This is a genomic window from Gemmatimonadota bacterium, from assembly GCA_009841265.1.
Classification (GTDB): Bacteria; JAAXHH01; JAAXHH01; order JAAXHH01; family JAAXHH01; genus JAAXHH01.
Genome location: VXMB01000007.1, coordinates 500,007 through 511,040, shown reverse-complemented (window position 1 = coordinate 511,040; position 11,034 = coordinate 500,007). Strand labels below are relative to the sequence as shown.

The following is an 11,034-nucleotide window of genomic DNA, read 5'->3' as shown; positions in this document are numbered from 1 at the left end:
TTTCGTTTCAATGCTCGTCGCCGATCAGATTGTGGATCATCTCGACCAGGGCCTTTCGCGCGTCATCCATGGTCGGCGCCTCGCGGCGGGCAGAGACGTAGAGGTCTGCATACTGCTGACATATCTGAAGCGACGGCGTGTATGCGCCGGCCGAATCCAGCTCGCTGCGAACGCCGTCCAGCGTCAGTTGAAACATCTCGACCGTCTCGAGGAAACCGTCCTTGAATTCCGCCTTCCGCACTTCATCCCATGCAGTGGCCAGCACCTCGCCTATATCGGCCGGTTCGCAGTTGCACAGTTCGTGCAGCTTCGCATAGGCGGTCCGAAACTGTTTTTCGACCTCTTCCAGCTTGGCCGGATCGGGGCTTTCCAAGGTCAGGGACCGCTGGATCAGTTCCTCGAGTTTCTGATCGTCCTGGGCCGCGGCCGGTAATGCAATCACCAATATGAGTGCAATGATCAAACAACGCATGACTCACCTCCCACGAATGTGAAAGTTGATAGAGCGTACATGTTACTGCTGCCGTCCCCCTCCGCGCTGCGCACGCATCTGGCGCATCTGCTGGATAAGGAACGTACGTTGCCTTTCTTCGTCTTCCGCGAAGCTCGGATCTTCTTCCACCTGCTTGTCATAAGCCGCCTTGATGTCCGGGTTCTGGAACATCCGCTCCTTCATCTGGTCTAGGTCCATGGCCATCATGCGTCCGCCGCCCATCCCGCCTGGCTGGCCGCCGGTTCCTTCTCCTGCGCTCGCCGGCCGCGCGGCGGGCGCCTGGGACGCTTCACCGGCTGAACCGCCCATGCCCGCCGGTCCACCGCCCATGCCTTCCGCGGCGGGCGGTATCTGTCCCGCGATGCGAACGGGCGCGCCGTTTCGGAGCCCCTCCTGGCCCACGGTGATGATGGAGTCGCCGTCTGACAGACCCGACAGCACCTCCACGTAATCCCCTTCCGCGATGCCGATTTCAAGGAGCCGTTTTTCGGCCGTACCGTCCTGGAACAGGAAGGCGTAGGATCCCTCGGCCTCGGCTACCAGGGCCTTCTTCTCGACCTGCAGCACGTTCTCCTGGATCGCGATCACCAGGTTCACCGTGGTAAACATGCCCGGTCTCAACGTGCCCATCCGGTCCCGGATTTCCACCGTGACCTTTACCGTGCCGCTCTCGGGATCCACGATGGGACTGATCAGAGCGACCCGGCCCGTGTGGGTTTGGTCAGACCCTTCCACGTTGATGCGCACCGACTGCCCCGGCCGAACCTGTCCGATGTCCTTCTCGGGCACGTGAATGCGGGCGAGCAGCGGATCGAGGTCCGCCGTCCGGAATACCACGTCATTCGCGTTCACCAGGTTGCCGACCTCGACCAGCCGCTCCGTGACGATGCCTGAGAAAGGGCTGCGGATCGTGGCGTATTCCAGTTGAAGCTTCGCCGACTCGTACTGGGTCGCGGCGGCCTCGTACTGGAACTTGGTCTGCTCGAATTCCTGGCTGCTGAGCAACTCCTGCTCCAACAGTTCCTGGGACCGCTTGTAGTTCGATTCCAGGCTGTTCATGTTCACTTCCCGCTCCCTGAGCGTCAATTCCAGCGCGTCGGTGTCGAGCTGGGCCAGCGGCTGCCCCTCCGTCACCCGGTCTCCCTCCTCGACCAGGATCGACTTCACGAGCCCCTGCGTGCGCGAGACCACGTCCACGTGCCGCTCCGCCTCGAGGGACGTGTAGGTCAGCAGCGTCGCGGCGATGTTGCCGCGGCCCACGGTCTTCACCTCCACCGGTATGGAAGCGCCGGTACGCGCCATGGCGCCCATCCCGGGCCGGCCGCCGCGCTGATTCTGCGCAGCGTCTTCCGACTCCTCCTCACCGCCGCCGCAGGCGAGGACGCCTGCGATCGCCAGCACAACGGGCCAGTACGCCAGTTTACTTATCCCAAGCCGCTTGAACATGAACTGCTCCTCCGATGGTAGATCCTTCACAATCCGGTTTCAACGTCTTCCCAGCTGCGCCGCGGGTTTTTTCCGACGCCCTCCAGGCTTTCCCGGGCACACACGCGGCCGGCCCCGCTATCTACGACGGTATCCGCTTCGGAACCGCTCCTTGATCATGGTGAAGAATTCCGTCTGCTGCTCCGGGGTAAGCACTTCCTTGTGTGCCACGATGTAGTCGAAGACGATGGCTTCCCGCTCCGCCTGGAGCGAATCCATCTGCGCCTTGACCCGGTCGATCTCCCCGCGGTCGACGTCCGGCGCCATGAGCAGATCGTACAACTGGTCCCGTTTTTCACGGTAACCATCCCGGTAGGGCGTCAGTTGATCTCCGAGTTCGGTCCGCATCTGCCTGACCTGTTCCACCTGGGCCTCGGTGAGGCCGAGCCGTTCGGTGATGGACATCCTTGCCTCGCGCCGGTCCTCCCGGCTGCGGCGCTCGTCGTCGCCCCAGCGATGGTATGCGCGCGTCGCCAGCGAAGCCAGGTTGATGACCGTCAGCAGGACCACGCCCCATATGATCAGCTTCTTCTTCATCGTCCGGTATCGTCCCCTGTTTCGACCCAGTCCAGCAGCAGGAATTCCTGTTCCACCGGCTCGGATGAGATTTCCTGCAGGTCATTGGCAAAAGAGTAAGCCACTACGCCGGTTTGCACGGGTAACGGTTCGATCCCCGCCATATCTCCGTTGGTGCCGCTGCCGAGATAGGTCCCGATCAGGATGCCCGCGACCAGCGTAACGGCCATCAGCGCCGGACGGGCAAGCCAGGCGATCCGCGTCCCCACTGTCGGGCCGGTTTCGATGATGTCTTCGCCCCGGAGCGCGGCCTCGAAACGCGTACGCAGCCGCAGGGTAGGCCCGGTCACGTTCAGCAGGTTATCCGAATTCCAGGCCTGACGAAGCGCGTCGACCCGCTCGCGGTATCGCGGATGGGTACGCAGGTATTCTTCATACCGGGTCCTTTCATCGGGCGGAAGATCTCCGTCGATATAGAGCATGATCCGGTCTTCGAAGTACCGTTGATTCATGATGTTCGCCCGCCTGTTGATGATCCTGTGGGTCCGTGGGACGGTGCGGTCGCTTCACTGACTGTCCCTATCTGTACGCTTAGACAACCCGATCACCCGATCCATTCGTTTTTTGTGCAACTCGATGCGGCTGGACCGGCCCACGTATTGCGGCGGGGCCGCGCGAACGAATCACAGCTCGCCCAGGTGCGGCCGCAGGCGCCTGGCGAGATTGGTCTTGGCCCGGTGCAGCAGGGACTCCACCGCGGAAGGCGTGCAGTCCATGGCTTCGGCGATAGACTTGTAGGACATGCGCTCGAAATGAGAGAGGATCAGGGCCGTGCGCTGCCGTTCGGGGAGCGCGTCGATAGCCTTCCCGACGATGCGCTCCCGGTCCGTCTGCTGAAGTGCGTCCTCGACACCGCCGCTTCGGTCTCCGGTCGATGTCGTCTCGTCAACGCCCTCGTTCCAGAAGTCCAGGGCCAGCCACTGCAGCCGGCGTTTTCGGCGCCGGACGTTGAGGCACTGGTTCACCGCGATACGGTAAAGCCACGTGCCCGGGTCGGCGTCGCCCCGGAACCGGTCGTAAGCCTGCATGGCCCGTACGAAAACGTCCTGGGTGATGTCCTCCGCCTCCTGCGGGTGTCCCATGAGCCGGAAGCAGGTCTGGTAGATGCGTCCGTGCCACGCGTCGAAGAGCCTTTGAAAGACCTCCTGCCGGTCATCCGGCGCATCATCCCGTCCCGGTCCAGATCGATGGTTTTCGGCCACGGTCAACGGCACCTTTCAGTCAATGCGGCGGATCGGGCACGACGCGGGCGCCGCCAACACAAACACCGGTTGCGAATTTATGGAACCGCTATCGAGAACCGCGAACCATCTTCCCTTGCGCGCGGTCCGAACGGCCGCTATAATATGACCGGCCGACTATACTTGCCGACTATACAATATGAATAGTATAACGTCGAACCCGGTTCCACCCAGAATATACCGCTGACGCGCCGAATTCTTGTCTATATGTTGACGCGTCCTGACGCGGACGACCCGCCAGACCCCGGCGAAAGGCGATAGGGAGGTTGTAATGTCACCCATTTCCGACGAACAGATGGCCTTCTTCGAAGACCAGGGATACCTGATGGTGCGGGGCCTGCTGGACCAGGAATCTGTACTCGACCCCGTGATCGAGGAGTACGGAACCGTGCTCGATCAACTGGCGGAAGAGCTCTTCCTGGCTGGTAGAATCGAATCCAGGTACGAAGACCTGCCGTTCGGCGAACGCATCACGAAAGTCTGGGGTGAGAGCGGCATGGTACACCAGCAGTATTTCGATTTCACCCTGCCCCAGGGTAATATCAAGGAAGACACACCGTTCTGGTGCGGTCCCGCGGTGTTCAACGTCCTGACCAACCCCCGGCTGCTTGACGCCGTGGAGTGCTTCATCGGTCCGGAGATCTACTCCAACCCGGTCCAGCACGTGCGCATCAAGCTGCCCGAGCACCTGACGCCGATCAACCCCAACACGGGTCGCATTCAACTCGGAATATCCCCGTGGCACCAGGACAACGGCGTCGTCACGAAAGAGGCCGACGACACTGACATGCTGACGGTCTGGTTTTCGCTGAAGGAGGCGACCGTCGACCAGGGATGCCTGGCCGTCATCCCCGAAAGCCACCGCGACGGGCTGCTTCACCACTGTCCCGATATCTGGGGCCTCGAAATCCCCGAGAAGGTAAAGGACCGGTCCACGGCCGTTCCCCAGCCGACAAAGCCCGGCGACGTCCTGTTCCTGCACAAGCACACCTGCCACTCGTCGCTGCCCAACAAGAGCAACGAGATCCGGTGGAGCTACGACCTGCGCTACAACCCCATCGGCCAGGCGTCGGGACGAGGCGCTTTTCCCGGATTCGTGGCCCGCAGTTCGGCCAACCCGGAGCGTATCCTGACTGATCCCGTGGCCTGGAACCAGATGTGGCTGGATGCCAGGGACGCCCTCGCCGGTCTGCCCAACCCGTCCTTCAACCGGTGGAGCAAAGACCACGAGCTCTGCGCGTAGGAGCCACCCGCGGCCGGTTGCCCATGATGCCGGCACCGCGCAGCGCACCAACCTGTCCCGAGCCGGGAGGTCACCCGCGGCCGGTTACTCGAACCGCACGCTCGCCTTTTCGGCCGATTCCACCAGGAACCGCCTCACCACATCCACCTGTCCGTAATCGGCCAGGTGCTCCACGACGATGCACGTCCACTCCGGCAGGGATGCCGCGCGGCGCAACAGGCGATCGTAGTCCAGCACGCCCTGCCCGGCGGGCCGTTCCTCGAGATGCACGATGAGCGGCACGTCCCGGGCCGCCGCGTCTTTGGCGTGGACGTTCACGATGCGGCTTCCCAGGCGGTCGAAGGCGTCGTTCACGAACGCACCGGAATCGAACAGGGACAGGGGATCCAGGATGTTGGCGGGATCGAAGTTGATCCCGACGCCGGGGTGGCCGACTTCCGCGACCATGGCTTCCGCCCGGGCTACCGTAGACAGGATCGTCATCAGCGACATCTCCGGCGCGATGATAACGCCGTGGTCCGCGGCGAAGGGCGCGACGTCCTTCAACGCCGCGACGAGGCGTGCCAGCGCTTCTTCGCCGTGGTTCTCCGGGTGGGGATACCAGGCGTTCGCCGGGTGCATGCCGCCGGCCTCCGTGAGCAGCACCCGGCAGCCGAGAGCCGCGGCCAGGGGCACGCGCTCGCGCAGGACCTCGAGATGGGTCGCGGAATCATCGGGATCCGGACGCACGAGCGGCGTGCCCACGCTCCAGACCTGTCCGATGGAGACGCCTTCCCGCTCGAGGATCTCGCGGACTGCGCGACAGGCGTTCGCATCGACCGGCACGGCCGGTTCCAGGTCCACGCCCACGACGGAGAAACCCAGCTCCCTGACCCAGCTTGCGGTTCCCTTCGTGATCCGGTCGAGAGGCGGGACGAAACTATCCAGGCAAAGTCTCATGAGGGATGGGAAATGATGAATTAACTCTTGTTGTTTAAATCAGTTACGTGAACGACCGGTCACGGGTTCGCGAAGGAATTGACACTTTCGCGTGTAATTTGATAATATATGTATATTGAACGTAGGCAATTATATCAAGGTGCCGGTTGCGATTCCGCAGGAAGGCACACCCAGGGAAAGGCTTGCCATTGAGCAGCAAGGACTTCTTCGATCGCGTCGCCCCGGACTGGGACGAAATGCGCGAAGGGTATTATTCCGACGATGTCCGTGTAAGCGCTCTTGCGGCCGCCTCGGTCGAACCGGGCAGAGTCGCCGCCGACATCGGCGCGGGCACGGGGTTTATCTCGCAGGGCCTGATCGTGGAAGGACTGCGGGTGATCGCCGTCGACCAGTCCGAAGTCATCCTGGACGAAATGAAGACGAAATTTGCCGGGTACCCGGCGATCGACTATCGCGTCGGAAACGCGGAGGACCTGCCCATTCCCGGTGAAGCGGTCGACTACGCCTTCGCCAACATGTGTCTCCATCACGTTGAATCCCCGCCGGACGCCATCCGGGAGATGGCGAGAATCCTGAAACCGGGAGGGAAACTGGTGATCACGGACGCGGACGAGCACGAGTTCGAGTTTCTGCGCGAAGAGCACCACGACCGGTGGCTGGGGTTCAAGCGAACCGATATCAGGACCTGGTTCGAGGCGGCGGGGCTGCGGGACGTCCGCGTGGACGACGCCGGTACATGCTGCGAAGTACAGTCGACCTGCTGCGACGATTTCGCCCGCATCGGGATCTTCGTGGCCTCGGGACAGAAACCCACGGCGTAGCCGTCGCCGCACGGCGTAATTGTCGTCACCCGGCGTAACCGTCGCCACACATCGTCACACGTTTGACCGGAACGTTATTTATGCATCCCGCCACCGAACACATTCCCGTCGCCCTCTGTCCCGACCACAAGGCGCTTTCGCGGACCGTCGCCGCGGAGATCGTATCGTACGCGCAGGCGCGCGCACAGGCGGGCAAGATGGCCGTGCTGGGCCTCTGCACGGGTTCCACGCCCATCGACGTGTACGGGGAGCTGATCGCGCTTCACCGCGGCGGCGTCAGTTTCGAGAACATCGTCACCTTCAACCTCGACGAGTACTACCCCATGTCGCGGCGGTCGACCCAGAGCTATCACCGCTACATGCACGAGTATCTCTTCGACCACGTCGACATACCCACGGACCAGGTCCACATCCCCCTGGGCGACCTGGCCCCGGAGGAGATCGAGGATCACTGCGCCTGGTACGAGGAACGGATCCGGTCCGTGGGCGGCATCGGCATCCAGCTCCTGGGCATCGGGCGCACCGGCCACATCGGATTCAACGAGCCGGGCTCCCTGCCGAACACCCGCACCCGGCTGATCCGGCTGGACGAGAGCACGCGCAAGGACGCCGCCTCCGATTTCTTCGGCGAGGATAACGTGCCCATCGAGGCGGTGACCATGGGTGTGGGTACCATACTCGACGCCGAACGCATCATCCTCATGGCCACGGGCGAACACAAGGCGCCCATCATCCGCCAGGCGGTGGAGGGCGAAGTCAGCCCCCTGGTGGCGGCCAGCTACCTCCAGAACCACCCGAACGCGACGGTCTTCATCGATCCGCCCGCGTCCAGCGAGCTGACCCGGGTAAAGCGTCCCTGGCTGAACAACCACGCGGTGGATTGGACCGACCAGCTCTCGCAACGGGCCGTGCTCTGGCTGTGCGAGCAGGTGGAAAAGCCGGTATTGCACCTGCAGCGAAGGGACTACAACGCCTGCGACCTCTACTCCCTGGTCGATACCGTCCCTTCGGTCGACGAGCTCAACCGGAAGACCTTCGACGCGGTCCGCGCCAAGATCTACGGCCGCGAGGACTTCTTCTCCAACAAGCGATGCATCTGCTTCTCGCCCCACCCCGACGACGACGTCATTTCCATGGGCGGCACGCTGTACCGCTTGTCCGGCGCCGGGAACGACATCACCATCGCCTACATGACCAGCGGCAACATCGCCGTCTTCGACGAGGACGTGAAGCGGCTCATCGATTTCATCGGCCTGACCTTCCGGGACCTGGGATGCGCGCACGCGAAGTTCGACGGCATCGTGGACAAGGTACGGTCCTTCATCGAGACGAAACAGGCCGGCCAGGTGGACATCCCCGAAGTCCAGGTCATCAAGACCAACATCCGCCGGTCCGAAGCCATCGCGGCGGCTTCGACGCTCGACATCCCGCCGGAAAAGACCCGGTTCCTGGACTTGCCCTTCTACAAGACCGGCCAGGTGAAGAAGCTTCCCATCGGCGAAGAAGACGTGGGGATCGTCCTCGACCTGCTGAACGACATCCGTCCCGAAGTCGTCTTCGTCGCGGGAGACCTTTCCGATCCCCACGGCACCCACCGCATGTGCAAGGAGGTCATCGACCAGGCCCTCGCCGTCTATGACCGGACGGACCCGGACGTATGGCTCTACCGGGGCGCCTGGCAGGAGTGGGAAGTGGACGAGGCGGACGTTTTCATCCCCCTTTCTTATGAAGACCTCCAGCGCAAGATCCAGGCCATCTTCCGGCACGAATCCCAGAAGGACACCGCCATGTTCCCCGGCGCTTACGACGACCGGGAATTCTGGGAGCGGGTGCAGGACCGCAACACCCACACGGCCCGGCGTCTCGACAAGCTGGGCTTTCCCCAGTACTACGCCATGGAAGCCTTCGTCCTCGAGCGCGGCGGGGGTTGACGTAACCGCGGCGGGTCGTGACGTAACCGCGGGGCGAGCGCGTTGTTCTCCGTGCGTCACGCTGGCCGTAGTCTCCTGCCAAAACGCTCGAAAAGCAGTTGATCTCCCGAACTTCATTCCATTATATTGGCCTGCTTGCTTGACGGCGCCGGACCGGAGTCGAAGGCGGCTAACGACCTGGCGCGGCGTCATATGGAAGGCGTCATAAGGCAATAGATTCATCGACCGGGATTCCCGGACCAGCGGAGGCACATGTGCGCATTGCGGTATTCGGTACAGGAGGCGTAGGCGGTTATTACGGCGGACGGCTTGCCGAGGCGGGGGAAGAGGTCGTTTTCATCGCGCGCGGCGAGCACCTGGAAGCCCTTCAGCGGGACGGTCTCCGCGTGGAAAGCACCAAGGGCGACTTTACGCTGCCCTCCATCGAGGCCATCGGAGATTCCAGGCAGGCCGGAGACGTGGACGTCGTCATGCTCTGCGTCAAGTGCTGGCAGGTGCCCGACGCACTCGACGGTCTCCGGCCCCTGCTCGGCCCGGACACCTGCATTCTGCCCATGGAAAACGGGGTGGAGACCCCGGAGCAACTCGCAAAGGAATTCGGCTGGCGTCACGTACTCGGCGGCGTATGCGGGATCGTCTCGTTCATCGCAGAACCGGGTCTCATCCGGCACGTCGCCTACGAACCCTTCGTCAATTTCGGCGAATGGGACAACCGGCCCAGTGAACGGGTCGACCGGCTGCGACGGGCCTTCGAAGGCACCAGGGGACTCATCGTCGACACTCCGGCGGACATTCAGGCCGCCATGTGGCGCAAGTACATCCTCATCGCCTCGTGGAGCGGGATCGGCGGCGTGACCCGCGCGCCGATCGGCGTCGTCCGCAGCCAGCCCGGGACGCGGCATCTCCTCGAGACGGCCATGGAGGAAATCCACCAGGTGGCCACCGCCCTGGAGGTCAACCTCCCGGAAGACATCGTGGCCCAGACCCTGGCCATCCTGGACAGTGTGGAATACGGCGGTACCGCCTCCATGCAGCGGGACATCATGGAAGAACGGTTCTCGGAACTGGAGGCCCAGACCGGCGCGCTGGTCCGCATGGGAAGGGACGCGGGCGTGCCCACGCCGGTCAACGAATTCATCTACCATGCGCTTCGGCCGATGGAACTGCGCACCCGCGAGCAGGTGTCCTTCGAGGCGCCCTGAGCCGCGGCGGCAGTCTACAGGCGCCGGTAGCGGACGGACTGGTCTTCCGGAGCATACCGCATGATATCTTTTCTTGAACGCATCGCCGACGACCGCCCCCTCCTCTACGACGGCGGTTTCGGCACCGAACTCTTCGCCCGCGGCATCGAGCTGGCCAACAGCGCGCTGGCCAACGAGCTGTACCCCGACATTGTCAGGGACATCCATTTCGACTATATTGAAGCAGGCTCGGAAGCGATTGGCACGAACACGTTCGTGGCGTCTTTTCCCCATCTCGAAATGGCCGGCAAGGATGCCTCGGAATCCGACGGGCTGATCCGATTGTCCGTGGAGCATGCCCGGGCCGCCATCGAACGCAGCGGAAGGGACGTGTACCTCGCCGGTTCCATCGGTCCCTTGCCGGGCGCCATCGAGGCCGACAGCGGCGACACGGAGTTCGGCATCGCGAACAGCATTGCGCGGGACGCCCACGAGCGTGTGGGCACGACGCTCGCGGAGGGCGGCGTGGATTTCTTCTGCGTCGAGACCATGTTCTCCGCCAACGAGGCGGCCCTGGCCGTCGACGTACTGAGGCAGTTCGATCTGCCGATTGCCGTGAACCAGACGTACAAGTATACGAAGGACCGTGCCACGGGCGAGGTCATTTACAAGACAGACTGGGGCCATTCGGCGGCCAATCTCCTGGAGATCCTTGCGGCCGGCCTGGGAGGCGCGCAGTCCGGCGGACGCGACCTGCTCGATCACGTGCAGGTCGTCGGACTCAACTGCGGCGCCGAGTCCCGGCGCGACGAGCACACGGGGATGCCTTACGCCATCAACGGAATCGGCCAATTGAAGCGCGCCATGGAGGCCCGGGGGGAGACGCCGAGACGCATGATGGCCTATCCGAACGCGGGCAGGGCCCGGCTCGACGATCAACACCGGACCTACTACGACAACACTCCGGAACAGATGGCCGCCTACATACCGGAACTCCTCGAGGCCGGCGCCTATTTCATCGGCGGATGCTGCGGCACGGGTGTCGCCCACATCCGCGCCTTTCGCGAGGCGATGAACGGGGCGGCATGAGCACACGGAAGCAGCGTGCCGACGGACGGCCTGCG

At 63.3% G+C, this 11,034-nt stretch carries 11 protein-coding genes; 5 read left to right on the top strand and 6 right to left on the bottom strand.

Features of this window, described 5'->3' with window-relative positions; all coding sequences use genetic code 11:
* Nucleotides 1–7 precede the first annotated feature (7 nt).
* From F4X08_04030 to F4X08_04010, 5 genes are all read right to left on the bottom strand, one after another.
* Complete coding sequence (locus F4X08_04030) at nt 8–472, bottom strand: hypothetical protein (GenBank protein MYD24967.1); 465 nt, start codon at nt 470–472, stop codon at nt 8–10.
* 42 nt (nt 473–514) lie between these two features.
* A complete protein-coding gene (locus F4X08_04025) occupies nt 515–1,939 on the bottom strand; it encodes an efflux RND transporter periplasmic adaptor subunit (GenBank protein ID MYD24966.1) in 1,425 nt (474 codons plus the stop codon).
* Nucleotides 1,940–2,056: 117 nt separating this feature from the next.
* The gene (locus F4X08_04020) at nt 2,057–2,515 is read right to left on the bottom strand and encodes a periplasmic heavy metal sensor (protein MYD24965.1); all 459 of its coding nucleotides are present in this window, start codon (nt 2,513–2,515) and stop codon (nt 2,057–2,059) included.
* The gene (locus F4X08_04015; GenBank protein ID MYD24964.1) at nt 2,512–3,006 is read right to left on the bottom strand and encodes a hypothetical protein; all 495 of its coding nucleotides are present in this window, start codon (nt 3,004–3,006) and stop codon (nt 2,512–2,514) included. Before F4X08_04015 ends, F4X08_04020 begins: the two co-directional genes overlap by 4 nt.
* 171 nt (nt 3,007–3,177) lie before the next feature.
* The gene (locus F4X08_04010; GenBank protein ID MYD24963.1) at nt 3,178–3,768 is read right to left on the bottom strand and encodes a sigma-70 family RNA polymerase sigma factor; all 591 of its coding nucleotides are present in this window, start codon (nt 3,766–3,768) and stop codon (nt 3,178–3,180) included.
* Nucleotides 3,769–4,066: 298 nt separating this feature from the next.
* Here F4X08_04010 and F4X08_04005 point away from each other — a divergent pair, with 298 nt between their 5' ends.
* Nucleotides 4,067–5,038 carry a phytanoyl-CoA dioxygenase family protein gene (locus F4X08_04005; GenBank protein ID MYD24962.1) on the top strand — a complete coding sequence of 324 codons (972 nt, stop codon included), beginning with the start codon at nt 4,067–4,069 and terminating at the stop codon, nt 5,036–5,038.
* Between the two features lie 84 nt (nt 5,039–5,122).
* Here F4X08_04005 and F4X08_04000 read toward each other — a convergent pair whose 3' ends face one another.
* Complete coding sequence (locus F4X08_04000; protein MYD24961.1) at nt 5,123–5,977, bottom strand: sugar phosphate isomerase/epimerase; 855 nt, start codon at nt 5,975–5,977, stop codon at nt 5,123–5,125.
* 188 nt (nt 5,978–6,165) lie between these two features.
* Here F4X08_04000 and F4X08_03995 point away from each other — a divergent pair, with 188 nt between their 5' ends.
* The 4 genes from F4X08_03995 (at nt 6,166) to F4X08_03980 (ending at nt 10,999) form a co-directional block, all read left to right on the top strand.
* Complete coding sequence (locus F4X08_03995) at nt 6,166–6,798, top strand: class I SAM-dependent methyltransferase (protein ID MYD24960.1); 633 nt, start codon at nt 6,166–6,168, stop codon at nt 6,796–6,798.
* An 80-nt stretch (nt 6,799–6,878) separates the two neighbouring features.
* Nucleotides 6,879–8,729, top strand: a complete 1,851-nt coding sequence (gene nagB / locus F4X08_03990) for a glucosamine-6-phosphate deaminase (protein ID MYD24959.1) — start codon at nt 6,879–6,881, stop codon at nt 8,727–8,729.
* A gap of 254 nt (nt 8,730–8,983) precedes the next feature.
* Entirely contained in the window at nt 8,984–9,931 is a 948-nt protein-coding gene (locus F4X08_03985; protein MYD24958.1) for a 2-dehydropantoate 2-reductase, read from the top strand.
* Nucleotides 9,932–9,991: 60 nt separating this feature from the next.
* Entirely contained in the window at nt 9,992–10,999 is a 1,008-nt protein-coding gene (locus F4X08_03980; GenBank protein ID MYD24957.1) for a homocysteine S-methyltransferase family protein, read from the top strand.
* Nucleotides 11,000–11,034 lie beyond the last annotated feature (35 nt).

Bases quoted from the DNA above. Each gene is read 5' to 3' on its own strand.
- F4X08_04000 (MYD24961.1), bottom strand. From the start codon at position 5,977: ATGAGACTTTGCCTGGATAGTTTCGTCCCGCCTCTCGACCGGATCACG.
- F4X08_04005 (MYD24962.1), top strand. From the start codon at position 4,067: ATGTCACCCATTTCCGACGAACAGATGGCCTTCTTCGAAGACCAGGGA.
- F4X08_04030 (MYD24967.1), bottom strand. From the start codon at position 472: ATGCGTTGTTTGATCATTGCACTCATATTGGTGATTGCATTACCGGCC.
- F4X08_04015 (MYD24964.1), bottom strand. From the start codon at position 3,006: ATGAATCAACGGTACTTCGAAGACCGGATCATGCTCTATATCGACGGA.
- F4X08_03980 (MYD24957.1), top strand. From the start codon at position 9,992: ATGATATCTTTTCTTGAACGCATCGCCGACGACCGCCCCCTCCTCTAC.
- nagB (MYD24959.1), top strand. From the start codon at position 6,879: ATGCATCCCGCCACCGAACACATTCCCGTCGCCCTCTGTCCCGACCAC.
- F4X08_04025 (MYD24966.1), bottom strand. From the start codon at position 1,939: ATGTTCAAGCGGCTTGGGATAAGTAAACTGGCGTACTGGCCCGTTGTG.
- F4X08_04020 (MYD24965.1), bottom strand. From the start codon at position 2,515: ATGAAGAAGAAGCTGATCATATGGGGCGTGGTCCTGCTGACGGTCATC.